The sequence below is a fragment of the Serratia sp. CY31944 genome, assembly GCF_052169175.1.
Taxonomy (GTDB): domain Bacteria; phylum Pseudomonadota; class Gammaproteobacteria; order Enterobacterales; family Enterobacteriaceae; genus Serratia; species Serratia sarumanii.
In genome coordinates, this window is sequence record NZ_JBJNLG010000006.1 from 49,436 (window position 1) to 73,512 (window position 24,077).

Annotated in this window: 21 protein-coding genes; 11 read left to right on the forward strand and 10 right to left on the reverse strand. The window is 61.8% G+C overall.

The window, feature by feature from the left end:
* Positions 1–3 precede the first annotated feature (3 nt).
* Positions 4–1,671 carry an acyl-CoA synthetase FdrA gene (locus ACJ8IN_RS08855; RefSeq protein ID WP_308325483.1) on the reverse strand — a complete coding sequence of 556 codons (1,668 nt, stop codon included), beginning with the start codon at positions 1,669–1,671 and terminating at the stop codon, positions 4–6.
* 357 nt (positions 1,672–2,028) lie between these two features.
* Between ACJ8IN_RS08855 and allD the strand changes: the two genes are divergently transcribed.
* The 4 genes from allD to allE all read left to right on the forward strand — a co-directional run bounded on the left by allD (position 2,029) and on the right by allE (position 6,597).
* Positions 2,029–3,078 carry an ureidoglycolate dehydrogenase gene (allD, locus tag ACJ8IN_RS08860; protein WP_015376901.1) on the forward strand — a complete coding sequence of 350 codons (1,050 nt, stop codon included), beginning with the start codon at positions 2,029–2,031 and terminating at the stop codon, positions 3,076–3,078.
* A gap of 172 nt (positions 3,079–3,250) precedes the next feature.
* Positions 3,251–4,498 carry an allantoate deiminase gene (gene allC, locus ACJ8IN_RS08865; protein ID WP_041033718.1) on the forward strand — a complete coding sequence of 416 codons (1,248 nt, stop codon included), beginning with the start codon at positions 3,251–3,253 and terminating at the stop codon, positions 4,496–4,498.
* Positions 4,495–5,754, forward strand: a complete 1,260-nt coding sequence (locus ACJ8IN_RS08870; protein WP_234721631.1) for an MFS transporter — start codon at positions 4,495–4,497, stop codon at positions 5,752–5,754. Before allC ends, ACJ8IN_RS08870 begins: the two co-directional genes overlap by 4 nt.
* Positions 5,755–5,811: 57 nt before the next feature.
* The gene (gene allE / locus ACJ8IN_RS08875) at positions 5,812–6,597 is read left to right on the forward strand and encodes a (S)-ureidoglycine aminohydrolase (RefSeq protein ID WP_033637377.1); all 786 of its coding nucleotides are present in this window, start codon (positions 5,812–5,814) and stop codon (positions 6,595–6,597) included.
* 53 nt (positions 6,598–6,650) lie between these two features.
* Here allE and ACJ8IN_RS08880 read toward each other — a convergent pair whose 3' ends face one another.
* The 7 genes from ACJ8IN_RS08880 to ACJ8IN_RS08910 form a co-directional block, all read right to left on the reverse strand.
* Entirely contained in the window at positions 6,651–7,793 is a 1,143-nt protein-coding gene (locus tag ACJ8IN_RS08880) for a glycerate kinase (RefSeq protein WP_308325482.1), read from the reverse strand.
* A 128-nt stretch (positions 7,794–7,921) separates the two neighbouring features.
* On the reverse strand, positions 7,922–9,175 hold the full coding sequence (locus ACJ8IN_RS08885; protein WP_308325481.1) for an MFS transporter: 1,254 nt from the start codon (positions 9,173–9,175) through the stop codon (positions 7,922–7,924).
* 254 nt (positions 9,176–9,429) lie between these two features.
* Positions 9,430–10,311, reverse strand: a complete 882-nt coding sequence (gene glxR, locus ACJ8IN_RS08890; protein ID WP_049196309.1) for a 2-hydroxy-3-oxopropionate reductase — start codon at positions 10,309–10,311, stop codon at positions 9,430–9,432.
* Between the two features lie 10 nt (positions 10,312–10,321).
* Positions 10,322–11,101, reverse strand: coding sequence for a hydroxypyruvate isomerase (gene hyi / locus ACJ8IN_RS08895; protein WP_049196311.1), 780 nt, complete (start codon positions 11,099–11,101; stop codon positions 10,322–10,324).
* 11 nt (positions 11,102–11,112) lie between these two features.
* A complete protein-coding gene (gcl, locus tag ACJ8IN_RS08900) occupies positions 11,113–12,894 on the reverse strand; it encodes a glyoxylate carboligase (RefSeq protein ID WP_049196313.1) in 1,782 nt (593 codons plus the stop codon).
* Between the two features lie 119 nt (positions 12,895–13,013).
* Positions 13,014–13,829 carry an HTH-type transcriptional repressor AllR gene (gene allR, locus ACJ8IN_RS08905; protein ID WP_015376892.1) on the reverse strand — a complete coding sequence of 272 codons (816 nt, stop codon included), beginning with the start codon at positions 13,827–13,829 and terminating at the stop codon, positions 13,014–13,016.
* 70 nt (positions 13,830–13,899) lie between these two features.
* On the reverse strand, positions 13,900–14,385 hold the full coding sequence (locus ACJ8IN_RS08910) for an ureidoglycolate lyase (RefSeq protein WP_033653231.1): 486 nt from the start codon (positions 14,383–14,385) through the stop codon (positions 13,900–13,902).
* Between the two features lie 353 nt (positions 14,386–14,738).
* Here ACJ8IN_RS08910 and allS point away from each other — a divergent pair, with 353 nt between their 5' ends.
* From allS to ACJ8IN_RS08925, 3 genes are all read left to right on the forward strand, one after another.
* A complete protein-coding gene (gene allS / locus ACJ8IN_RS08915) occupies positions 14,739–15,653 on the forward strand; it encodes an HTH-type transcriptional activator AllS (protein ID WP_060421954.1) in 915 nt (304 codons plus the stop codon).
* A gap of 72 nt (positions 15,654–15,725) precedes the next feature.
* Positions 15,726–16,631, forward strand: coding sequence for an SPFH domain-containing protein (locus tag ACJ8IN_RS08920; protein ID WP_004940203.1), 906 nt, complete (start codon positions 15,726–15,728; stop codon positions 16,629–16,631).
* 2 nt (positions 16,632–16,633) lie between these two features.
* Positions 16,634–17,095 carry an NfeD family protein gene (locus ACJ8IN_RS08925; protein ID WP_033637369.1) on the forward strand — a complete coding sequence of 154 codons (462 nt, stop codon included), beginning with the start codon at positions 16,634–16,636 and terminating at the stop codon, positions 17,093–17,095.
* Here the strand turns inward: ACJ8IN_RS08925 and cueR are convergent.
* A complete protein-coding gene (cueR, locus tag ACJ8IN_RS08930) occupies positions 17,092–17,493 on the reverse strand; it encodes a Cu(I)-responsive transcriptional regulator (RefSeq protein ID WP_033637368.1) in 402 nt (133 codons plus the stop codon). The genes ACJ8IN_RS08925 and cueR overlap by 4 nt on opposite strands.
* 108 nt (positions 17,494–17,601) lie before the next feature.
* Here cueR and copA point away from each other — a divergent pair, with 108 nt between their 5' ends.
* The 3 genes from copA (at position 17,602) to ybaK (ending at position 21,961) form a co-directional block, all read left to right on the forward strand.
* Entirely contained in the window at positions 17,602–20,313 is a 2,712-nt protein-coding gene (gene copA / locus ACJ8IN_RS08935) for a copper-exporting P-type ATPase CopA (RefSeq protein ID WP_060421957.1), read from the forward strand.
* 133 nt (positions 20,314–20,446) lie between these two features.
* Positions 20,447–21,253: a TraB/GumN family protein gene (locus ACJ8IN_RS08940; RefSeq protein ID WP_060421959.1), complete on the forward strand. Its 807-nt coding sequence runs from the start codon at positions 20,447–20,449 to the stop codon at positions 21,251–21,253.
* 228 nt (positions 21,254–21,481) lie between these two features.
* Positions 21,482–21,961 (forward strand): Cys-tRNA(Pro)/Cys-tRNA(Cys) deacylase YbaK, encoded by a 480-nt coding sequence (gene ybaK, locus ACJ8IN_RS08945; protein ID WP_047568963.1) that lies wholly within the window; start codon positions 21,482–21,484, stop codon positions 21,959–21,961.
* A gap of 10 nt (positions 21,962–21,971) precedes the next feature.
* Here the strand turns inward: ybaK and dacB are convergent, their stop codons facing one another.
* A complete protein-coding gene (gene dacB / locus ACJ8IN_RS08950; RefSeq protein ID WP_308325480.1) occupies positions 21,972–23,438 on the reverse strand; it encodes a D-alanyl-D-alanine carboxypeptidase/D-alanyl-D-alanine endopeptidase in 1,467 nt (488 codons plus the stop codon).
* A 354-nt stretch (positions 23,439–23,792) separates the two neighbouring features.
* Here dacB and ACJ8IN_RS08955 point away from each other — a divergent pair, with 354 nt between their 5' ends.
* Positions 23,793–24,077, forward strand: coding sequence for a 2Fe-2S iron-sulfur cluster-binding protein (locus ACJ8IN_RS08955; RefSeq protein WP_161764580.1), 285 nt, complete (start codon positions 23,793–23,795; stop codon positions 24,075–24,077).

The following is a 24,077-nucleotide window of genomic DNA, read 5'->3' on the forward strand; positions in this document are numbered from 1 at the left end:
TCCTTACTTTAATTTTTTCAAGATGTTGGCTAATCGTTGATCGCCACCGGCCACCGGCGCCCACTGGTAATGCACCACCGGGATGTCGCTGGTTTGCAGGTCATCGGCGAAGCTGCGCAGCCCGGCGTTGATCACCGCGACGCCGTCCAGCAAGGCCGGCCGTTCGCGTTCAGGTGCGGGTAAGACGGGGGTAATCAGCTGGTGCGCCAACGCGACCGCCGCCGGCAGCGACGGCATCACCGCGATGCCGGCTTCCTGCAGGGTGGCGATTTGCCGCGAGCGCTGCTGTGGATCCTGTTCGGTGCCGGTGACGGTGGCGATCGCCGCCAGCGGGTGGGCCGCGCCGCGCGCCGCGCGCACGTTGGCCACCTCAGCCGCCAGCGACGCCGCCGGATCGTCCTGAGCGCCGAAGCCGATCACCACGTCCAGCAGCAACACGCCGGTCTGCGGCTGCTGTGCCAGGCGGGCGATTTCTTGATTGCGGGCGGTCGGGTCAATCATCGGGTGCGGTCGCCCCTGGGTATAAAAGTCATCGCCCATGTCGATGATGCGATGGCCGTCGGCCATCAGCATGGCGCCGCGCGGGTGCTCGCTATCCACCGGCAGGGACAGTTTTTCCGCCAGCAGCATCGCGCATTCGGCGGCCAGCGTGCCGCCGGCGTACAGCCCGGCGATTTTGCCGCCGGGCACCGCGGGCTGTTGTGCCGCCTGTTGCTGCACGTAGCCCAGCATCGCCGCCAGCCGCGCCGCTTCATCCAGCGTGGCGGCGAACGTGATGTTGCCCTCCTGACGCACGGCGGACTGCGCGCCGAGGAACAGCGCCACCACCGGCTTGCCGAGCGCTTTCATCTCGTCGATCACCCGCTGGCGCACCTCGGGCGCCGGCGGTTTGGACACGAACGCCAGCACCAGACTCTGCGGATCCGCCGCCAGCATGCGCAGCGCGCTGATGGCGCTGATGCCGCCGATCTCCGCCGTCAAATCCCGCCCGCCGAGGCCAATGGCGTGCGAGATGCCCTGGCCCGCCAGGGCAATTTGCGAAATCAGTTCCTGAATGCCGGTGCCGGAGGCGCCCACTACGCCGATAGATCCGGCGGGCGCCACGTTGGCGAATGCCAGCGGCGCGCCGGCGATGCAGGCGGTGCCGCAGTCCGGCCCCATCACGATCAGCCCGCGTTCGCGCGCCTTGGTTTTCAGCGCCACTTCCTGCGCCGGGCTGACGTTGTCGGAGAACATCATCACGTTGCAGCCGTCTTCCAGCGCGCTATCCGCCAGCTCCGCCGCGTATTCGCCGGCGATCGAGATCAGCGCCAGATTGGCGGCGGGCAGCTTCTGCCTGGCGGTGCGCCAGCTGCGCGCCCGCAGCAGTTTTTTGCCGCCCTGGCTGCCCTGCGCAATCGCCTTGAGCGCCGTCTCCAGCGCCGCGCCGATCTCCTCGGCGATCGTCTCGTCGGCGGACTCCGCCTTGATCGCCACGCAAATATCGTTCGGCGTCGCTTCGCTAAACTGCGGGTGCCAGAAACCGGTCACCTCCAATAAGGATTTATTGGCCGGTGTCCCCATCATGACGGATATTTCCTCGACCTTGGGAGATTCACTGAGTTTGCGGGAGATCAACATCAGGCTGACGGAATCCTGAAAGCTCCCCTTTTTAATAAAAGCATGGATCATGGTGATATCCTTAAGACAGCATTTAATAATATCGGCAATATTCCCGCACCGGCGGCACGGCGACGCATTGAATTCAGCGAAAAGGTTAATTATCAAGCTACAAATTAAAATCGTGCCCCGAGGTGAGTACGGTCACACTTTATCCATTGTTAGAAAAAATAACTTAATCACCTGAATATTAGTTAATCCAGAAGGGAAAAAGCATTTATAAAAAAACTTCTAACAATGGCGATTTAATTCAACGAATTTTTAATCCAATCGGATAAAACGCATCTGGATCACATTATTCCCCCCCGGTATTTATACATTACAACGCAGAGGCGAATTAAATAAACCGTAGTGATAAAAGGACTGTATATGAAGGTCTCTAAACAACAATTACATCAGCTTATCCAGCAAAAAATTCACGCCGCCGGCCTGAGCCAGGAACACGCCGGCATCGTCGCCGACGTGCTGGTTCATGCCGATGCGCGCGGCATTCATTCTCACGGCGCGGTCAGGGTCGAATACTATTCCGAACGCATCAGCAAAGGCGGCACCAATAATCACCCGCATTTCACCTTTGAGAAAACCGGCCCCTGCAGCGCCATTTTCGACGGCGACAACGGCGCCGGGCACGTGGCGGCCAAGCTGAGCATGGATCGCGCCATTGAAATGGCGAAAGAGAACGGCGTGGCGGTAGTGGGCGTGCGCCGCATCGGCCACAGTGGAGCGCTGTCCTACTTCGTGCAGCAGGCGGCGCGCGCCGGCATGGTCGGCATTTCGCTGTGCCAGTCCGATCCGATGGTGGTGCCGTACGGCGGCGCCGAGGTCTACTACGGCACCAACCCCATCGCCTTCTCCGCGCCGGGCGAAGGCGACGAGCTGATCACCTTCGATATGGCCACCACCGTGCAGGCCTGGGGCAAAGTGCTGGACGCCCGCTCGCGCAACGCCGCCATCCCCGACACCTGGGCGGTGGACGCCGAGGGCAAGCACACCACCGATCCGTTCGCCGTCAGCGGGCTGCTGCCGATCGCCGGGCCGAAAGGCTACGGCCTGATGATGATGGTCGACGTGCTGTCGGGCATTTTGCTCGGCCTGCCGTTCGGCAAACACGTCAGCTCGATGTATCACGATCTCAGCGCCGGCCGGGAATTGGGGCAATTGCATATCGTCCTGAATCCGGGTTATTTCACCAACGAATCGGCGTTCCGTAAAAATATCAGCCAGGTCATGAAAGAGTTGAATGCCGTTAAGCCGGCGCCGGGCGTCAGCAAAGTGCTTTATCCAGGGCAGAACAGCCATGCGCGTGAAATGGAAAGCGAGAAAAACGGCATCGAAATCGTCGATGATATTTATCAATACTTAATTTCAAATGCTATTTACCAGCGTTCTTACGACCATAAAGATCCCTTCGCCAGTTAACGCTCTCTTATTATCGTGGGCTTTTTACGCCGCGGCTCGCGGTTGATATTTCTGAGCCGGGGAGAAAAAAGAAAACCTTCATCAGCGCGCTCAGCGCAATAGGTCGGCCGGCGGCGAATAGCCTCCGCCCTGGCCGCATCGCCGCTGAGACACAACATGCGGGCAGGTAAACATGAAAGACTTCCAACAAGAAATCCGTGATATTTCCGGCTGGTTATCGAAAATCGGCGCCGACCCCAGCGGCGGCATGACGCGTCTGCTTTATACCCCGGAATGGATCGAAGCGCAGCACGCGCTGAAAACCACCTTCGAGGCCGCCGGGCTGAGCACCCATTTTGATGCGGTCGGCAACCTGTTCGGCCGACTGGAGGGCAGCAAATACCCCGACCAGGTGATTCTCTCCGGTTCGCACATCGACACGGTGGTCAACGGCGGCAACCTCGACGGCCAGTTCGGTATCGAAGCCGCCTTCATGGCGATCAAACACCTCAAAGACACCTACGGTCCGCCGCTGCGCAGCCTGGAAGTCATCGCGCTGGCGGAAGAAGAAGGCAGCCGCTTCCCTTATGTGTTTTGGGGCAGCAAGAACATCGTCGGCCTGGCCCGGCGGGAAGACGTGCAGCACATTACGGACGCCAAGGGGGTCGGCTTCGTCAACGCCATGCGCGACGCCGGTTTCGATTTCCCCCCGCCGCATCAGCCGCTGCGCAGCGACATCGCGGCCTTCGTCGAGATCCATATCGAACAGGGCAAGGTGCTGGAAACCGAAGGCAAAACCATCGGCGTGGTGACCAGCATCGTTGGCCAACGGCGTTATGACGTGCGGCTGCAGGGCGAAGCCAACCACGCCGGCACCACCCCGATGAGCTACCGCCGGGATACCGTGCACGCCTTCAGCCGCATCTGCTGCGAATCGATCGCCAAGGCGCGCGCCGAGGGCGACCCGCTGGTGCTGACCTTCGGCAAGGTGGAGCCGAAGCCGAACACCGTCAACGTGGTGCCGGGCTTCACCCACTTCACCCTCGACTGCCGCCACACCGATCAGGCCGCGCTGCTGCGCTTCACGCAGGAGATCGAGCAGGATATCCAGCGCATCTGCGCCGAGATGGGCATCGAGGCCGAGATCGATCTGTGGATGGACGAAGCGCCGATCCCGATGAACGAACAGCTGGTGGCCTGCGTCAGCCGCCTGTGCGAAACGCAGCGGCTGAATTACCGCATGATGCACAGCGGCGCCGGACACGACTCGCAAATCTTCGCCCCGCGCGTGCCGACGGTGATGATGTTCGTGCCGAGCATCGCCGGCATCAGCCATAACCCGGCGGAAAAAACCGCCGTCGCCGATTTGAACGAAGGGGTGAAAATCCTGGCGCAGACGCTGTATCAGCTGGCCTACACCGAACAGGGGGCCGAGGCATGAGTAACGACATCGACCCGCGCTACTGGAAAAAGATCGTCGTCGTGCTCTGTCTGGGCTGGGCGGTGATCTGGATCTATCGCACCGTCCTGACGCCGATCTTCCCCGAGATCCAACAAACCATCGGCGCGCACTCCAATGCGGAAATGGGGCTGATCGCCAGCTTCTACTTCTTCGCCTACACCGGGATGCAGATCCCGGCGGGCATCCTGGTGGACAAATTCGGCAAGAAGGTGGTGCTGATCCCGGGCTTCTGCCTGTTCATCATCGCCACGCTGCTGATCGGCAACGCCACCAGCCTGACCATGGTCTATGCCGGCAGCCTGCTGGCGGGCATGGGCTGCGGCTCTTACTACGGCTCGGCCTACTCCCTGTCGTCGGAGAATATCCCGCTGGAACGCCGTGGCCTGGCGACCGCGGTGATCAACAGCGGCTCGGCGCTCGGCATGGCCATCGGCCTGATCGCCTCCAGCCTGCTGGTGAAAAGCTTCAACATGAACTGGCAGATCATGCTGTTCATCATCACCGGCCTGCTGGTGGTGATGACGCTGGTGTTCGCCGTGGTCATCAAAGGCTCGCAGCCTCACGCCCCGGCGGCCGTCAGCCAGACCGTTGCGCCGACGGATGCCGAGCCCGAGGAGGACGGCCAGCCCAGCGGCCTGTTCAGCCTGCGCATGATCTCCGCCTACGCGATGTACTTCGCCACCTGCTACGGCTACTACATGATAGTCACCTGGCTGCCCTCGTTCCTGCAGCAGGAGCGCGGCTTTGAAGGGGTGGCCATCGGCTTCTCCTCCGCCCTGGTGGCATTCGCCTCGGTGCCGGGCGCGCTGTTCTTCAGCCGCATGTCCGACCGTTTCCGCAACAAGAAGGTGCAGCTGATCATTTTCCTCGAGCTGTGCGCGGCGGTGATGCTGGTTTGCACCGTCATTTCGCCGGACTCCACCATGCTGCTGATCAGCCTGATCCTGTACGGGTTGCTGGGCAAGCTGGCGGTCGATCCGATCATGATCTCCTTCGTCGCCGACAACGCGCCGAAGAAAGGCTATGGCACCAGCTTCGGCGTGTTCAACTTCTTCGGCATGTCCTCGTCGGTGATCGCCCCCTTCCTGACCGGCGTGATCTCCGACAGCACCGGCTCCAAGGTGATGGGGTTTTACATCTCCGCCGCCATCCTGCTGGTGGGCACCGCCATTTTCTTCACCGTCAACGTCTTGATGAAACGCACTACGCCAACCCGAACGGCCACCGAGGCCTGACGGCGCTTTTTTACCGGGCGCCGCCGCGGCGCCCTTTCAACGATCAGGAGAATCAACGTGGGTTACTTCAACAATCAAACCGGTTATCCAACCGACATTCTGTCAACGCGCGCCATCATCAAACGCGGCAACTATGCGCTGATCCCGCCGAACGGCCTGGTGCGCAACGTCATTCCCGGTTTTGAAAACTGCGACGTCACCATCTTGTCGACGCCGAAACTGGGCGCCACCTTCGTCGATTATCTGGTAACGCTGCACGACTGCGGCCGCAACACTAAAGGCTTTGGCGGCGAAGAGATCGAAACCTTCGTGTACGTCATCGACGGCGCCATCACCGCTTCCGCCGACGCCACCGACTACCCGCTGACCGCCGGCGGCTATCTTTACTGCCCGGCGGGCGTCACCCTGCGGCTGGAAAACGCCAACGGCGGCCAATCCAGCCGCCTGTTCCTCTACAAGCGCCGCTACCAGCGCATCAAGGGTTACGAGGCGCACGTAGTCAGCAACAACGTCGCCAACCTGGAAAAGATCCACTACGAAGGCATGAGCGAGGTGATCCTGCAGGATCTGCTGCCGAAAGATCTGGGCTTCGACATGAATATGCACATCCTCTCCTTCGCCCCCGGCGCCAGCCACGGCTACATCGAGACCCACGTGCAAGAGCATGGCGCCTACATTCTCAGCGGCGCCGGCGTGTACAACCTGGACAATGAATGGATGCCGGTGAAGCAAGGCGACTATATCTTCATGGGTGCCTATGTGCAGCAGGCAGGCTATGCGGTGGGCCAGGAAACCTTCAGCTACATCTACTCCAAGGACTGCAACCGCGACGTCGAGCCGTAAGCGCTTCGCCGCCAAAACCAAGGCCACCTGCTCGCGCAGCGTGGCCTTCTTTTTTATCCCAATCGCCGGCCGATGCGCATCGCGCGGGCGACGTTGGCGGCGCTGCGCTGCAGGTTGAGTTCCCCTTGCGACAGCGCGATCTCCAGCGTGCTCAGGCGCGGCAGAATGCTGAACATCGCGTCGATCCCCTGCGCGTGCAGCGCCTCCGCCCCTTCCTCCACCACGCCGGCCAGCGCGATGACCGGCAAACCGCGCGCCCGCGCCAGACGGGCGACGCCGGACAGCGCCTTGCCACCCAGCGTTTGGCTGTCGATGCGCCCTTCGCCGGTGATCAGCAGATCGGCCTCCGCCAGCGCCTGCTCCAGGCCCAGCGCCGCCATCACGATCTCGATACCCGGCTTCAGCGTTGCGCCGAGAAACACCTGGCAGGCGATCCCCATGCCACCCGCCGCCCCGCCGCCGGCGACGTGCCGCACGTCGTGACCGGTACTCTGGCGGATCACCTCAGCATACTGCGTCAGGCCCTGTTCCAGCTGCGCCACCATCGCCGCCGTCGCACCCTTCTGCGGCCCGAACACCGCCGCCGCGCCGCGCGGCCCCACCAGCGGATTGTCTACGTCGCAGGCGACCTCGATCCGGCACTGCCGCAGGCGTGCGTCCAGCGTGCCGAGATCGACGCCGCTCAGCGTCGCCAGCTCGCCGCCGCCCCACGGCAGCGCCTTGCCGTCCGGGCGGTAGAAGCGCCCGCCCAGCGCCTGCACCATGCCGACGCCGCCATCCACCGTAGCGCTGCCGCCGATGCCGAGGATCAGGTGGCGAATGCCCTGATCCAACGCATGCCGGATCAGTTCGCCGGTGCCGTAGCTGGTCGCCAGCAGCGGGTTACGGCGCGCCGCCGGCGTCAACATCAATCCACTGGCCGCCGCCATTTCGATCACCGCCGTCTTGCCGTCGCCGCTGATGCCGTAAAACGCCGCCACCCGTTCCCCCAGCGGCCCCGTTGCGGCCACGCTCACTTTGCGCCCGCCGGTGGCGGCCACCAGCGCGTCCACCGTGCCTTCGCCGCCGTCGGCGATCGGCAGGCAGACGCACTCGGCATCGGGATAAACCTCGTGGAAGCCGCGCGCGATCGCCCGCGCCGCCCGTTCTGCGCTGACGCTTTCTTTAAATGAATCCGGTGCAATAACAATTTTCATGCTGCCTCCTTTATTCGAGACGAAATAAAAATGGCCATGCCTTCCCCCGCTGAAATAATCAGATGAGAAATGCATGGCGAAATAAAATAAAACTGTTGCCGACTATTTAATGAAGATGAAGGGAAGCGTTATTTATTGACCCATTTCGCCGGCACGCTGTAGGTTAATATCGCCCCCAGTATCATCATTGTCGACAAGACGCACATCGCCGCCAAATTGCTGTGGGTCAGCTGTTTGAAATAGCCGATGATATAAGGCGAAATAAAACCGCCGATGTTGGCAATGGAATTGATGAGCGCAATGCCCGCCGCGGCGCAGGTGCCGGTAAAGATGGCGTTCGGCAGGCTCCAGAACAGCGGCGAGGGCACCAGGCTCGACGCCACCGCCACGCACAGCGCCGCCATCACCACGTGCTTGTTGTCCGGGAACAGGCCGATGAAGATCAGCGACACCGCGGCGATGCAGAACGGCACGATGATGTGCCAGCGCCGCTCGCGATGCTTGTCCGAACTGCGCGCGGCCACCAGCATCGCCACCACCGCCAGCATGTACGGCAGCATGGTCAGCAGGCCGATATCCATCACCGAGGTCACGCCGGTGTCGCGAATGATGGTCGGCACCCAAAACGCCAGCCCGCCCTGGCCCATCACGGTGCAGAAGCAAATCAGCCACATTTTGGTGAACGCGGACGATCTCAGCATGCTTTTCATCGTCCACTCCTGCCCGCCGGCGGCGCCCTGGCGCGGCGCGCTCTGCGTCATATCCTCTTTGATCAGCGCCTTCTCCTGCGGGCTGAGCCACTTGGCGCTCTGATAGGTGTTATCCAGGAAACAGAAGATGACGATGGCGATCAGCAGCGCGCGCGGGCCGCTGATAAAGAACAGCCACTGCCAGCCGGAGAGATTCATCAGGCCGTTCATGTGCTCGATGATCCACCCGCACAGCGGGCCGCCGATGATGTTGCTGACCGGGATGCCGCACACGAACAGCGCGGTCATCTTGGCGCGTTGGCTGGACGGGAACCACAGCGTCAGATAGAGGATCACGCCGGGGTAGAAGCCGGCCTCCGCCAGCCCCAGCAGGAAACGCGCCAGGTAGAATTGCCAGGGGTTGGTGATAAAGATGCTCAGCATCGAAATCGCCCCCCACACCACCATCAGCAGCGCGATGATCTTTCTGGCGCCGTAGCGGCTCAGCAGAATATTACTGGGTACCCCGGCGATGATATAGCCGATGAAAAACACCCCGGCGCCCAGCCCGTAAACGGCTTCGGCCATCGAGACATTGCCGTTCAGAATATCGGGCATCATTTGAAATTTCGAGAACGAAATGCCAACCCGATCGAGATAACCGACGATATAGCTCACTAATAAAATGGGCATAATGCGCCAGGCGATTTTTCGATATAAACGGTTTTTGTCAGGGGCGGTAAGAATATCTTTATCAATAACAGCATTATCGGTTGCCATATTCAGTGTCTCCTCGGTTGGCATCCTGCTTTTTACTTTTTATTGTGCTGAATCATTTTTTATTGGATTGGCGGGGACCCTCTTTATTTATCATAAAGAGGGCGTTATTAATGTCGAACATCTCTGATTCTAACGATAAGCCGGCGAATTAAATGCCGGGGGTACTCTTAGCCGGCCACCCGGTGGTTGCCCATGATCTCCAGCGCCCGCACCAGCGCGGAGTGATCCAGTTCGCCGTCGCCATTGGCGGCGCAGACGTTGAACAACTCCTGGCAAGTGGCGGTATTCGGCAGGCTGAGCGCCAGCGCCTTCGCGCCCTGCAGCGCCAGATTAAGATCCTTCTGGTGCAGCGAGATGCGGAACCCTGGCGCGAACGCCCGCTTGATCATCCGCTCACCGTGCACCTCCAGAATGCGCGACGAGGCGAAACCGCCCATCAGGGCTTCGCGCACCCGGGCCGGATCGGCGCCGGCGCGCGAGGCGAAGACCAGCGCCTCGGAGACCGCTTCGATGGTCAACGCCACGATGATCTGGTTGGCGACCTTGCAGGTTTGCCCGTCGCCGTTGCCGCCGATCAGCGTGATGTTCTTGCCCATCAGCGCCAGCAGCGGCTGTACCCGTTCGAAGGTCGCTTCCTCGCCTCCCACCATGATGGTCAGCGTGCCCTGTTTGGCGCCCACTTCGCCGCCGGAAACCGGCGCGTCCAGATACTGGGCGCCCAGCTGGTTGATGCGCTGCGCGAATCGCTTGGTCTCCAGCGGTGAAATGGAGCTCATATCCACCACCACTTTGCCGTTCAGCTTGCCGGCGGCGCAGCCGCGTTCACCGAACAGCACCTCCTCCACCTGCGGCGTATCCGGCACCATGATGAAGATCACGTCCGCCTCATCCGCCACCTGCTGCGGATCGCCGCAGGCAATGGCCCCGTGCTGCAACAGCGCCGCCGGCACCTGATGCCGGGTATGGGCGTAAAGCGTGTGCCCGCCCGCCAGCAGCTTTTCCGCCATCGGCGCGCCCATGATGCCCAGACCGATAAATCCCACTTTCATTTTCATCTCCTCAAGACAGGTATTTTTTAATCCATGACAGGCCGCTTTCCGTGGTGGTGAGCGGTTTGTATTCACAGCCGATCCAGCCGCGGTAACCCATGCGATCCAGCTGCGCGAAAATAAACTCGCAGTTGATTTCGCCGGTGCCCGGCTCGTGCCGCCCCGGGTTGTCGGCGACCTGAACGTGGTCGATCTTCGCCAGCAGGCGCTCAAGGGTCTGCGTCAGCTCTCCCTCCATGCGCTGCATGTGGTAAAGGTCGTACTGCAGATACAGGTTGGGGCTGCCGATCGCTTCGATCAGTTCGATCGCCTGCCGGGAGGTTTGCAGGTAGAACTGCGGCATGTCGTAGCGGTTGATCGGTTCGATCAGCAGGCGGATATTCTGCCGCGCCAGGGTGTCGGCGGCGTAGCTCAGGTTCTCTTTCACCCGTTCGTCGGTGGTATGGCGGCCGACGGCGGGATCCGGATTGCCGATCAGGCAGTTGATGCGATCGCAGCCCAGCGCCTGCGCATACTCGATCGCGCGCCCGACGCCGTCGCGGAACTCCGCTTCGCGCCCCGGCAAGCAGGCGATGCCCCGTTCGCCCGCCGCCCAGTCGCCGGCCGGCAGGTTGAACAGCACCTGGCTCAGGCGATGCGCCTCCAGTTCGCTGCGCAGCGCGGCGATCGGGTAGTCATAGGGAAACATGTATTCCACCGCGCTGAAGCCCTGCTCCTTCGCCCGACGGAAGCGCTGCATGAAATCGACTTCGGTGAACAGCATGGACAGGTTGGCTGAAAATTTCGGCATGGTAAGGCTCCTCAACGGTAATCAAAGAAGTTGACCGAGGTCGGCGCGTCTTCCGGCGTTGCCGCCACCGGCTCGAACTCGTTGACGTTATCCAGCTCGGTGCCCATGGAAATATTGGTGACGCGCTCCAGGATGATTTCCACCACCACCGGCACCCGGTGCTGCTGCATCAATTCCTGGGCCTGACGGAACGCCGGCGCGATCTCTTCCGGTTTGAACACCCGCAGCGCCTTGCAGCCCAGCCCTTCCGCCACCTTGACGTGATCGACGCCGTACTCGCCAATCTCCGCATTGTTGATGTTTTCAAACGACAGCTGCACGCAGTAATCCATATCGAACCCGCGCTGCGCCTGGCGGATCAGCCCCAGATAGGCGTTGTTCACCAGCACGTGGATATAGGGCAGCTTGAACTGTGCGCCGACCGCCAGCTCTTCAATCATAAATTGGAAATCATAGTCGCCCGACAGCGCGACCACCTTGCGCTGCGGATCGGCGGCGCACACGCCCAGCGCCGCAGGCAACGTCCAGCCCAGCGGGCCGGCCTGGCCGGCGTTGATCCAGTGACGCGGCTCGAAAACGTGCAGCATTTGCGCGGCGGCGATCTGCGACAGCCCGATGGTGGTGACGTAGCAGGCGTCGCGGCCGAAGGCACGGTTCATCTCTTCATACACCCGCTGCGGCTTGACCGGCACGTTGTCGAAGTGGGTCTTGCGCAGCAGCGTTTGCTTGCGCTGCAGACAGGCGGCGCACCAGTCGTCGCGATTCGGCAACTCGCCGCGCTCGAAGCGGCGCTTTGCCGTGTCCACCAGCATTTGCAGCGCGATGCGCGCGTCGGAAACGATGCCCAGATCCGGGCAGATCACCCGGCCAATCTGCGTCGGCTCGATATCGATGTGCACCACCTTGCGCCCGGCGGTGTACTTGTCCACCGAGCCGGTGTGGCGGTTGGCCCAGCGGTTGCCGATGCCGAACACCAGATCCGAATCCAGGAGGTTGGCGTTGCCGTAGCGATGCGAGGTTTGCAGGCCCGCCATGCCCGCCATCAGCGGGTGATCGTCCGGAATGGCGCCCCAGCCCATCAGCGTCGGGATCACCGGCACGTTGCAGATCTCCGCCAGCTGCAGCAGCAGATCCGCCGCGTCGGCGTTGTGAATGCCGCCGCCGGCGATGATCAGCGGTTTTTTCGCCGCGCACAGCAGATCCAGCGCTTTGTCGATCTGCGCCTGGGTGGCCGCCGGCTTATAGGCGGGCAGCGAAGAGTAGGTGTCCGGATCGAACTCGATCTCCGCCATCTGCACGTCGAAAGGCAGATCGATCAGCACCGGGCCCGGCCGGCCGGAGCGCATCAGGTGGAACGCCTGCTGCAGCACACGCGGCACCAGCGCCGGTTCCTGCACGGTGACCGCCATCTTGGTCACCGGCTTGGCGATCGATTCGATGTCTACCGCCTGAAAATCTTCTTTGTGCAAACGCGCACGCGGCGCCTGGCCGGTGATGCACAGGATCGGAATCGAATCGGCGGAGGCGGAGTAAAGGCCGGTGATCATGTCGGTGCCCGCCGGGCCGGAGGTGCCGATGCACACGCCGATATTGCCGGCGGCGGCGCGGGTGTAGCCTTCCGCCATGTGCGAGGCCCCTTCCACGTGCCGCGCCAGGTAGTGTTTGATGCCGCCGTGCCGCCGCATCGCATCGTAGAACGGGTTGATCGCCGCGCCGGGCACGCCGAACGCGGTGGTGATCCCTTCTTTTTCCAGCACGTGCATTGCCGCGTCTACCGCTCGCATAATTGCCATGTGATGCTCTCCTCAATTTATTGGAAAATTTTTCCAACTTAAAATTACGCTCAAAAAAACCCGTTTGCTCATCAAACGGGGAGTATTGCTCCGCACCGGTTCAGCCCGGCGCGCGACGTTTACGCCTTGCTGCGCGATTCGCCCAGCGCGGCGCTGATGTCTCTGGCCACTTCACCCACCAGTTCGCCCAGCTCCTTGAACCGCTCCTTGCCGACCCGCGAACTGGGCCCGGAGATGGAGATGGCGGCGATCACGTTGTTGTTGCGATCGAAAATCGCCGAAGCCAGGCAGTTCAGGCCGAGCGCGTGCTCTTCATCGTCGATGGTGTAGCCCTGTTCCAGCGACTGATGCAGATCCTTGCGCAGCAGGTTCACGCTGGTCAGCGTCTTCGGCGTATAGGATTGCAGCCCCGAACGCACGATCAGATCCAGCATTTCCTCTTCCGCCAGCGGGTACAGCAGCGCCTTGCCAGCGCCCGAGGCGTGCAGCGGCAAACGGCTGCCCAGCGGTGCGCACATGCGCACCATCGCCTGGCACTCGCATTGGCGAATCAGCACCGCGTCGAAATTGTTGCGGATCGCCAGGTTGGCGGTCTCGCCGGACAGCAGCATCAGCCGGCGCATGAACGGCCCGGCCACCGATACCACGTCGCGATCGTTCATGTAAGCGGAACCGACGGTGAACGACTGAATGCCGATATGCCACCAGCCCAGCTGTGGATCCTGAAAGACGAATTCCGATTTCTCCAGCACTTTCAACAACCTGAAGGTGGTGGAAAGCGGCAACTCCAGCTTTTCGGACAGCACGGAAACCGACGAACTCCCCCCAGCGTTGGCCAGGTACTGGAGGATCTCCAGCCCGCGATCCAACGCCTGCGCTCCTTTGGTGGCGCCGGCTTCGGTGGCGGGTCGTCCTTTCCTGCGTAATTCGGTCATTCAAGCTTCCTTTGTCAGTGACGGCATGGGTGACGCTATGATAAACGCCCAGCGCGGCGTGCGGCCAGCGCTATGCCAAAACTATGCGATACGGCTCCGGCAAGCGGCTGACCACGCAGTTGTCGGCGCCCGCGCGGTCGATGGTGAAAAAGTCGGTGACCTTCGCATAGGCGAACAGCGGGTGGTGCCAGACATTGCGATGATAGTTGATCCCCTGTTTGCCGTTGGTGATAAAGGCGCGCAGGGTGCCGACAGGGATGGTTTCGCCCGGTTCGGCGACGATCACCACGAAGCGTTCGCCGTTCATCGGCACAAAGGCCTGCGACGAGAGCGGATGCTTTTCCAACAGGGAAAAGGTCATCGGCAGATCGCAGGGTTCCGCCCGGTTGATGCTGGCCAGCACCCGGTTGCCGTCGGACACCTCTATCCTGGCGAGATCGTGATAACGCTCGGTTTTCCCGTCATTGATATGAAAGAAACGCGAGCCCTCTATCTGCAATACATCGCCATAAGGCGCAAAGGCCGCCGGCGTTAATTCTTCGATGACTAAATCCATGTGATTCTCCCAAGCGCATGACCCAGACGACGATTGAACGGCGATATTTCACCCAACGCCTTCACTCTAGACAGCGCGTGGTGAATTTGACAGCATTTTTTTGGAAAATTTTTCCACAATAAGATCGCCAGCACACTTTATGATCGAAGAGTAATATTAGTTGCCTTAAATCAATGAATTAAAAAACCGCCTGATTCATCATCGGGCAAAATGGGGCGGCGCATATTCATCGCTATCGGATGATTCTGTGACCGGGATCGTGGGGTTGCGCTTTGCCGCTGCCTATCGCGCCGCAACATCAGTAGATTCTTCTCACCGATAACCGAAAAGGCGGTGTCAGCCAAGGACCCCTCATGCTGGATCACGAAACCATTCGTTCGTTTATCAAAGTTGCCGAGTGCCAAAGTTTCTCCCGCGCGGCGGAGCTGCTGCACAAAACCACCGCCACCATCAGCTACCGCATCAAAACGCTGGAAGAGAGCATCGGCACGCAGCTGTTTATCCGCACCACCCGCACCGTCAACCTGACGCCGGCCGGAGAGTATTTGCTGGAACGCTGCCGCCAGTGGCATACCTGGCTGGACGCCATGCCGGGCGAGCTGCGGCAAATCAACGACGGCGTAGAGCATCAGGTGAATATCGTGATCAACAACCTGCTGTACGACGACGCCGCCGTAGCCGGGCTGTTAACTCACCTGCACGACAAATACCCGTTCACCCAATTCCACATTTCCCGCCAGGTGTACATGGGCGTGTGGGACGCGTTGCTGAATGAGGATTGCCATCTGGCGATCGGCGCGGCGGGCAATGAATCGCTGGAAAACAGCATCAAGGTGCTGCCGCTGGGCAAAATAGAGTGGGTGTTCGCCATCGCGCCGACGCACCCGCTGGCCGCCGCCGCCGATCCGCTGAACGAAACGCAGCTGCGCCCTTACGCCGCGATCAACGTCGAAGATACCGCACGCCATTTGGCCAAGCGCACCGCCTGGCTGCTGTCGGGCCAGCAGGAAATCAAGGTGCCGGATCTGCGCACCAAGCTGGAGTGCCATCTGCGCGGTCTCGGGATCGGTTTCCTTCCGCGCCGGCTGTGCCAAACTTATCTGGAGAGCGGCGAGTTGGTGGCCAAACAGCTCAAATACCCGCGCCAGTCTTCTCCCCTGTCGCTGGCCTGGTCCGATGCTCGCGGCGGTGAAGCAGTGCGCACCCTTATCAACCTGTTCCAGACGCGGGATCCGCTGATCGCGGGTTTGATCGGCGCTCTGGATTAAGTCGCGGTATCGGTAGGCATTTTTCCGGCGCTGACGTAATATCTGTTTACATATGTCTGACAGGAGGTTTGCATGCTTACTTTTATCCCCATCGTGATCGTCGTCGCGCTGATTGTGGTGTTCGCCGGCGTCAAAATTGTGCCGCAGGGGTTCCAATGGACGGTAGAACGCTTCGGCCGCTACACCAAAACGCTGATGCCGGGCCTGAACCTGGTGGTGCCGTTCATGGACCGCATCGGCCGTAAAATCAACATGATGGAACAGGTACTGGACATTCCCTCGCAGGAGGTGATTTCCCGCGATAACGCCAACGTCGCCATCGACGCGGTGTGCTTTATCCAGGTAGTCGATCCGGCCCGCGCCGCCTACGAGGTCAGCAACCTCGAACAGGCGATCGTCAACCTGACCATGACCAACTTCCGCACCGTGCTCGGCTCGATGGAGCTGGACGAAATGCTGTCTCAGCGCGACAGCATCAACAGCCGCCTGCTGCACATCGTCGATGAAGCGACCAATCCGTGGGGGGTGAAAATCACCCGTATCGAGATCCGCGACGTGCGGCCACCGGCGGAACTGATCGCCTCGATGAACGCCCAGATGAAGGCCGAACGGACCAAACGCGCCGACATCCTGGAGGCGGAAGGGGTGCGTCAGGCGGCCATTCTGCGCGCCGAAGGGGAGAAACAGTCGCAGATCCTGAAGGCCGAGGGCGAACGCCAGTCGGCATTCCTGCAGGCGGAAGCGCGTGAACGCGCCGCCGAGGCCGAGGCGCGCGCCACCCAGCTGGTGTCCGACGCCATCGCCAGCGGCAACATTCAGGCGGTGAACTACTTCGTGGCGCAGAAATACACCGACGCGCTGCAGAAGATCGGTTCCTCCAACAACAGCAAAGTGGTGATGATGCCGCTGGACGCCAGCAGCCTGCTCGGCTCGATCGGCGGTATTACCGAACTGCTGAAAGAAAGCAAAGGCAAATAATCATGCTCGAACTGATCGCGGCGAATCCGCTGTGGTTTTGGCTCTCCCTCGGGGGCGTGTTGCTGGCAGCGGAAATGCTCGGCGCCGGCGGCTACCTGCTGTGGAGCGGCGTGGCGGCGCTGTTGGTCGGCGTGCTGATCTGGCTGCTGCCGCCGCTTTCCTGGGCGTGGCAGGGCATGATCTTCGCCGTCCTGACCGTCGTCGTCGCCTACCTGTGGTGGTACTGGCTGCGCCGGCGCCCGGCGGCCGCATCCGGCGGTTCGCCGGTGCTCAACCAGCGCAACCGCCAGCTGATCGGCACCCGCGCCACGCTGACGGAGCCGATGCACAACGGCATGGGGCGCATCAATATCGGCGACAGCAGCTGGCGCGCGCAGGCGGCGGAAGATCTGCCCGCCGGTACCGAAGTGGAAGTGGTAGCGGTGGAAGGCGTCACGCTGGTGATCCGCGCCATCGGCCGCTAATTTGAACGACAGCATCCTGCCAGGTTGTTGATGATGGGGCACTCCGCCCCCTCGTCGCCCGGGCATTGGTCGGCCAGCGTCACCAGGCGCTGGCGCATTTCGCCCAGTTCGCTGATGTGCCTGTCGATCTCCGCCACCTTCTGCAGCGTGCGCGCCTTCACGTCGGCGCTGTGGCGGGCCGGATCGTTGAACAACGCCACCAGCTCGCGGCACTCGTCCAGGTTGAAGCCCACCTGCCGCGCCTGGCGCAGCAGCGTCAGCTCTTCAACGTGCCTGGCGGAATAATGGCGGTAACCGTTATCGCTGCGGATCGGGGCGGTAATCAGCGCTTTCTCTTCGTAAAAACGAATCGTTTTGCTGGTTAACCCGGTTTTTTTCGCGACGTCGCTAATATTCATTTTCCCTCCTTGACCTTACCCTTGCTGGAAGGTTTAAGCTCCATTCTTAGTGAAAACAGGTCCGGCGGTCAACCTTTAAACACCGCCTTTTAAGCAAGGAGTTCAATCATGTCACACACCACTATGCTGGCATTGCAGGGGCTGTCCTGCATGAACTGCGCGCAGCGGGTGAAAAAAGCCCTGGAAAGCCGCAGCGATGTCGAACAGGCGGACGTTAACGTGCATTACGCCAAAGTGACCGGCGACGCACCGGACAGCGCGCTGATCGACAGCGTGATCGCCGCCGGTTATCAGGCCGAAGTCGCGCCGCACGCCGATACCGAACTGCAGCTGAGCGGCCTGAGCTGCATGCACTGCGTCGGCACCACCCGCAAAGCGCTGGAAGCGGTGCCGGGCGTGTTCGCCGCCGACGTCGCTATCGACAGCGCGAAAGTGTACGGCGATGCCGATCCGCAGGCGCTGATCGCCGCGGTGGAAGATGCCGGTTATCACGCCGGCGTAGCGGGCGCCGCCGCCCCAAAAACTGAGCCGTTGACTGACGCAACACCTTCGTTGCCGGACGTTCAGCCAGCGGCGCAATCTCCCCTTCCGGCAACCGACGGCGCGGACGACAGCGTACAGCTGCTGCTCAGCGGCATGACCTGTGCCAGCTGCGTCAATAAAGTGCAGCAGGCGCTGCAAAGCGTTCCCGGCGTTGAGCACGCGCGCGTCAACCTGGCGGAGCGCAGCGCGCTGGTGACCGGCGCCACCGATGCGCAGGCGCTGGTGGCGGCGGTGGAAAAAGCCGGCTACGGCGCCGAAATGATTCAGGACGAGACCGAACGCCGCGAGCGCCAACAGCAGACCGCACGCGCCAACATGAAGCGCTTTAGCTGGCAGGCGGCGCTGGGTCTGGCGTTGGGTATCCCGCTGATGGCCTGGGGGCTGTTCGGCGGCAGCATGACGCTGACGCCGGAAACCCAGCGCCCCTGGCTGCTGGTCGGCGTCATCACCCTGGCGGTGATGGTGTTCGCCGGCGGGCACTTCTACCGCAACGCCTGGCGCGCGCTGATGAACGGCAGCGCCACCATGGATACCCTGGTGGCGCTCGGCACCGGCGCCGCCTGGCTCTATTCGATCGCCGTCAACATCTGGCCCGATTTCTTCCCGATGGAGGCGCGCCACCTCTATTACGAGGCCAGCGCGATGATCATCGGTTTGATCAACCTCGGCCATGCGCTGGAGCAGCGCGCTCGCCAGCGTTCTTCGCAGGCGCTGGAACGGCTGCTGGATCTGACGCCGCCTACCGCACGGCTGGTAACCGACGACGGCGAGCGCGATATCCCGCTGGCGGAGGTGCAGCTCGGCATGACGCTGCGGCTGACCACCGGCGATCGCGTGCCGGTCGATGGTGAAATCGTGCAGGGCGAAGTCTGGCTCGATGAAGCGATGCTGACCGGCGAAGCGGTGCCGCAGCAGAAAGGCCCCGGCGATACGGTGCATGCCGGGACGGTGGTCGACGACGGCAGCGTGCTGTTCCGCGCCGCCGCCATCGGTAGCCAAACTACGCTGGCGCGCATCATCAAACTGGTGCGCCAGGCGCAGAGCAGTAAACCGGCGATCGGCCAACTGGCCGACCGCGTCTCGGCGGTGTTCGTGCCGGCGGTGGTGGCGATCGCCCTGTTCAGCGCGGCGATATGGTACTTCTTCGGCCCGCAGCCGCAGCTGGTCTATACGTTGGTGATCGCCACCACGGTGCTGATCATCGCCTGCCCGTGCGCATTGGGATTGGCTACGCCGATGTCGATCATCTCCGGCGTGGGCCGCGCGGCGGAGTTTGGCGTGCTGGTACGCGACGCCGACGCCCTGCAGCAGGCCAGCCAGCTGGACACCCTGGTGTTCGACAAAACCGGCACCCTGACCGAAGGGAAGCCGCAGGTGGTGGAGATCCTGACCTTCAATCAGGTCAGCGAACAGCAGGCGATCGGCTGGGCCGCCGCGCTGGAGCAAGGCTCCAATCACCCGCTGGCGCGCGCCATCATGGAACGCGCCGCCGGGCAAACGCTGCCGCAGGTGGCGCAGTTCCGCACCCTGCGCGGCGCCGGCGTCAGCGGGGAGATCGACGGCGTGCAGTTGCTGCTGGGCAACGCCGCGCTGCTGGAGCAGCATCAGGTCGCGATCGCCGAACTGGAAGCGCCGATGCGCGACCAGGCCGAACGCGGCGTGACGCCGGTGCTGCTGGCCGTTGACGGTAAACCGGCCGCGCTGTTCGCCATTCGCGATCCGCTGCGCGAGGACAGCGTCGCGGCGCTGCAGCGCCTGCACCAGCAGGGGTATCAGCTGGTGATGCTGACCGGCGACAATCCGGTGACCGCCAACGCCATCGCCAAAGAGGCCGGTATCGATCGGGTGATTGCCGGGGTGCTGCCGGACGGTAAAGCGGCGGCGATCAAACAGCTGCAGGCGCAGGGCCAACGCGTGGCGATGGTCGGCGACGGCATCAACGACGCCCCGGCGCTGGCGCAGGCCGACGTGGGCATCGCGATGGGCGGCGGCAGCGACATCGCCATCGAGACCGCCGCCATCACCCTGATGCGCCACAGCCTGCACGGCGTGGCGGATGCGGTGGAACTGTCGAAGGCCACGCTGCGCAACATGAAGCAGAACCTGTTCGGCGCCTTTATCTACAATACGCTGGGCATCCCGATCGCCGCCGGCGTGCTCTACCCGCTGACCGGCACGCTGCTCAGCCCGGTGGTGGCGGGCGCGGCGATGGCGCTGTCGTCCATTACCGTGGTCAGCAACGCCAACCGGCTGCTGCGTTTTAAACCCAGGAAGTGATCTCAGGGGCGCCATCATGGCGCCCCGCCGTTTTCCGGGCTTTCCTGCGCGGCGGATAGCGTTTAGCATGAATGACGATTTTCCCTCGCCTTTCATGCTGAAACGCGCACCCGTTATTCAGGAGCCACGCCGTATGGGTCAACTGTTACGCCGCCTCGCCGCCTTCCTCGGCCTGATCTCGCCCAAACGATACGCTTATCCGGCGCTGGACATCACTCTGCCGGGCGATCGTCGGCTGCATCTGGTGGGCAGCATCCATATGGGCACCGTCGATATGTCGCCGCTGCCGGCGCGGCTGGCCGCCCGGCTGCAGCAGGCCGACGCGCTGATCGTCGAGGCCGATATCACCGGCGCCGCCTCCCCTTTTGACCACGCAGAACAGCAGCCGGCGCTGGAACAGCGCCTGTCCGCCGAAGAATATCAACGGCTGCTGGCGCTTTGCCACGAGCTGGGCGCCGATCCGCACGCCTTCGCCACCCTGCCCGGCTGGCAGGTGGCGCTGATGATGCAGGCGCGCCAGGCTCAGCGTCTGGGGCTGCGGGCGGAGTACGGCGTGGACTATCAGCTGCTGCAGGCCGCCCGCGCGCAGGACAAACCGGTGATCGAGCTGGAAGGGGCACAGCAGCAGTTGGCGATGCTGGAACAGCTGCCGGAAGGCGGCATCGCGCTGCTGCGCGATACGCTGGAGCACTGGCACACCAACGCGCGGCTGCTGCAAACCATGGTGAGCTGGTGGCTGGACGCCAAACCGCGCGGCACGCTGGACACCCTGCCCGCCACCTTCAGCGCCGGGCTGTACGATGTGCTGATGCATCAGCGCAATCGCGACTGGCGGCGTCAGTTGGAGGCGCTGCCGGCCGGTGACTATGTGGTGGCGGTTGGCGCATTGCACCTGTACGGCGAGGATAACCTGCCGGCGATGCTGCAGCCACAGGGCTAAAAAAGAGGCCAATATCGCTATTGGCCAGTCAAAGAGGAATTTCTTGTATTGTAGTTATACGCATAGCAACCGTGTTAACGGTTACAACAAACAGGGTAGCAACCCGGTGAATATCTTGGCAACCCGCTTTATGTAACAGCCGCTCAGGTTGCCGGGCGGGTTGGATTTTTGTATTTTTAAGGCTGGTTATCACCCCTTCCCCGTTAGGGACATTTTGGACAATACATTATGACGCCCGCAGTCGTTCTGCTCGAGAAACAAAAGGTCGCCTTCACCCTTCATCCGTATCACCACGACAGCGACGAAACCAACTTCGGCGACGAAGCGGTGAGAAAGCTGGGGCTGGATGCCGATCGGGTTTACAAAACGCTGCTGGTGGCGCTGAACGGCGACGCCAAACATCTGGCGGTGGCGGTCACGCCGGTCGCCACCCAGTTGGATCTGAAAAAGGTCGCCCGCGCGCTCGGCGCCAAAAAGGCCGAGATGGCCGATCCGCAGCTGGCCCAGCGCGTCACCGGGTATCTGGTGGGCGGCATCAGCCCGCTGGGGCAGAAAAAACGGCTGCCGACGGTGATCGACAGCCCGGCGCAAGCGTTCGACACCATCTACGTTTCCGGCGGCAAACGCGGGCTGGACATCGAACTGGCCGCCGCCGATCTGTGCCGCCTGCTGGCCGGCAGCTTCGCCGACATCGCCAAGCGCGACTGACGCCGCCTTCTCAGCGGCACACCACCGTGGCGTCACAGGCCGCCAGCGTCTCGACCAGGCGATCCTCCAGCGCTTTCACCTCTGCGCCGGGCACCAGGTAGTTGTTGCTGATGATGGCGAACGCCAGCGGCCGCCCGGTCGCCGAGTCGACATACCCGCTGAGCGACGATACCCCGGTCATGGAACCGCTCTTGGCGTGGGCGCGGCCGGCAGCCGCGCTTTTCACCATGCGGCTCCGCAGCGTGCCGCCCACCAGCAGCCCCGGCTGGCCCGCGATGGGCAAGGCGTTATACCACTCGGCGAACCACGGCTGTTTTCTGGCCGCCAGCAGCAGCGTCGTCAGCTGCTGCGGCGTGATCTGGTTCATGCGCGACAGCCCGGAACCGTCCACCTGGCGGTACGCGCCGGTCTCGATGCCCTGGCTTTGCACAAACCGGCCGATCGCCTGCAGGCCGGCAGCCCAGTCCCCCTTGCCCTGCGTCTTGCGGCCCATCGCTTTGGTCAATACCTCGCCGTAACCATTGTTGGACACTTTCAGGAAGGTGACGGCCAATCGGGAGAGCGGCGGTGAGGTTTTTTCCGCCAGCAGCCGGGCGCCCGCAGGGGTCACGCCTTCTTCAGCGTTGCCGCGCAGCGTGATGCCGTGCGCGCGCAGGGCATTTTGCAATAAGGCGCCAACCACGCGGGCGGGCTGATCGACGGTAATCAAGCGTGAGCTGGCCTCCGCCTGCGCGGCGACGGTGCCGCTGACCACGATTCGGTTGCTGCCCGGCTGGCGATCGAACGTCAGTGCGGTGTCGCCGCCGGTGGTGGTGTGGTTGACCAGCGTCACCGCATCATTGGCGGGATAGAAACTCACCCGCCCTGGCGCACCGGCGCGGGCGCCCGGCTGCACGTCCACCCGCACCACGTTGATATCGCCGCCGGGGGTAAAGGCGTAGTTCAGCGCCGAGATCGGCGCGGCGAAGGCGAAGGGTTCATCGTCCCAGCTCCAGCCGGCGCCGAATGGCGTTTGATCGAACGCGCTGGCATCCAGGATCAGCCGCCCATGGATATGGCGAATGCCGCGCTGCGCCAGCGTGGCGGCGAAGGTGTCGAGATCGTCCGGGTGCAGCGTCGGATCGCCTCTGCCCTGCAGATAGAGATCCCCCCGCAAAGTGTCGCCGCGCTGCTCGCCGGTGGTCAGCAGCCGGGTTTCAAACCGGTAATCCGCCCCCAGCACGCCGAACGCCGCCAGAGACGTGAACATCTTCATGTTGGAAGCCGGCGCCAAACGCTGCTGCGCGTGCGCCTGATACAGCACGGTGCCGCTCTCGGCGTCGCGCACCATCACGCCGCTCGACGCCCCAATCAGCGCCTTGTCCTGGTCGAGGGCCGTCAGCGCCTGGCTAAGCGTTTGCTCATGACGTTGGCCGGATGACGAACACCCCGCCAGCGCCAGGATGGCGGGCAGCAGCCAGCCTGCGGTTTTCAACATGTCATCTTCCTGCTTGCGTTATCAAAACCAAATTGCCGCTCAGGCTATCATTAGAAGGCGGCGACGTCCTGTTTTCCATTCGCTGAACAAAGATTTTTGCCTATTGATATTATAAAACAAACAATAATAAGAATTGCTAAACAATCCAGGCAATAAAGTTTGAATATGAACTATATTATGTGAAACAACCTTTAATATAATGTTAATGTTTTTAATGTGTCGTGTTGACAATATACAAAGCCAAAGCTATCGTTACTCCCCATTAAAACCCACAACCTATTATTAATAACAATTTACTTATATGAATTTTAAAATGTGATCTCACTCACTGACTTCCATAGGGAATAACACGCCATGTCTGCAAAAACAGGGCCCGATGGTCATCATGTTATTTTTGATGGCGCGGGCATCGGTGACTTTTGTCCTGAAACGTCGCTGCTTGAAAACTTTGAAAGATTAAATATCGACATCCCCAACCTATGCCGAAAGGGGAGGTGCGGCTGTTGCAAATTACTTCTAATCAGCGGAAATATACGCCATGAAAAACAGAGTGCCTTATGCGAAGAGGAGTTAGAAGAGAATATTATTCTAGCCTGCCGTGCCTATTCACAATCGGATATTGAAATAGAACTCTATTAA

What these genes read in the sequence shown, in the direction of transcription:
- ACJ8IN_RS08855 (WP_308325483.1), bottom strand. Translation starts at nt 1,671, where the DNA reads ATGATCCATGCTTTTATTAAAAAGGGGAGCTTTCAGGATTCCGTCAGC.
- allD (WP_015376901.1), top strand. Translation starts at nt 2,029, where the DNA reads ATGAAGGTCTCTAAACAACAATTACATCAGCTTATCCAGCAAAAAATT.
- allC (WP_041033718.1), top strand. Translation starts at nt 3,251, where the DNA reads ATGAAAGACTTCCAACAAGAAATCCGTGATATTTCCGGCTGGTTATCG.
- ACJ8IN_RS08870 (WP_234721631.1), top strand. Translation starts at nt 4,495, where the DNA reads ATGAGTAACGACATCGACCCGCGCTACTGGAAAAAGATCGTCGTCGTG.
- ACJ8IN_RS08880 (WP_308325482.1), bottom strand. Translation starts at nt 7,793, where the DNA reads ATGAAAATTGTTATTGCACCGGATTCATTTAAAGAAAGCGTCAGCGCA.
- ACJ8IN_RS08885 (WP_308325481.1), bottom strand. Translation starts at nt 9,175, where the DNA reads ATGCCCATTTTATTAGTGAGCTATATCGTCGGTTATCTCGATCGGGTT.
- glxR (WP_049196309.1), bottom strand. Translation starts at nt 10,311, where the DNA reads ATGAAAGTGGGATTTATCGGTCTGGGCATCATGGGCGCGCCGATGGCG.
- hyi (WP_049196311.1), bottom strand. Translation starts at nt 11,101, where the DNA reads ATGCCGAAATTTTCAGCCAACCTGTCCATGCTGTTCACCGAAGTCGAT.
- gcl (WP_049196313.1), bottom strand. Translation starts at nt 12,894, where the DNA reads ATGGCAATTATGCGAGCGGTAGACGCGGCAATGCACGTGCTGGAAAAA.
- allR (WP_015376892.1), bottom strand. Translation starts at nt 13,829, where the DNA reads ATGACCGAATTACGCAGGAAAGGACGACCCGCCACCGAAGCCGGCGCC.
- ACJ8IN_RS08910 (WP_033653231.1), bottom strand. Translation starts at nt 14,385, where the DNA reads ATGGATTTAGTCATCGAAGAATTAACGCCGGCGGCCTTTGCGCCTTAT.
- allS (WP_060421954.1), top strand. Translation starts at nt 14,739, where the DNA reads ATGCTGGATCACGAAACCATTCGTTCGTTTATCAAAGTTGCCGAGTGC.
- ACJ8IN_RS08920 (WP_004940203.1), top strand. Translation starts at nt 15,726, where the DNA reads ATGCTTACTTTTATCCCCATCGTGATCGTCGTCGCGCTGATTGTGGTG.
- ACJ8IN_RS08925 (WP_033637369.1), top strand. Translation starts at nt 16,634, where the DNA reads ATGCTCGAACTGATCGCGGCGAATCCGCTGTGGTTTTGGCTCTCCCTC.
- cueR (WP_033637368.1), bottom strand. Translation starts at nt 17,493, where the DNA reads ATGAATATTAGCGACGTCGCGAAAAAAACCGGGTTAACCAGCAAAACG.
- copA (WP_060421957.1), top strand. Translation starts at nt 17,602, where the DNA reads ATGTCACACACCACTATGCTGGCATTGCAGGGGCTGTCCTGCATGAAC.
- ACJ8IN_RS08940 (WP_060421959.1), top strand. Translation starts at nt 20,447, where the DNA reads ATGGGTCAACTGTTACGCCGCCTCGCCGCCTTCCTCGGCCTGATCTCG.
- ybaK (WP_047568963.1), top strand. Translation starts at nt 21,482, where the DNA reads ATGACGCCCGCAGTCGTTCTGCTCGAGAAACAAAAGGTCGCCTTCACC.
- dacB (WP_308325480.1), bottom strand. Translation starts at nt 23,438, where the DNA reads ATGTTGAAAACCGCAGGCTGGCTGCTGCCCGCCATCCTGGCGCTGGCG.
- ACJ8IN_RS08955 (WP_161764580.1), top strand. Translation starts at nt 23,793, where the DNA reads ATGTCTGCAAAAACAGGGCCCGATGGTCATCATGTTATTTTTGATGGC.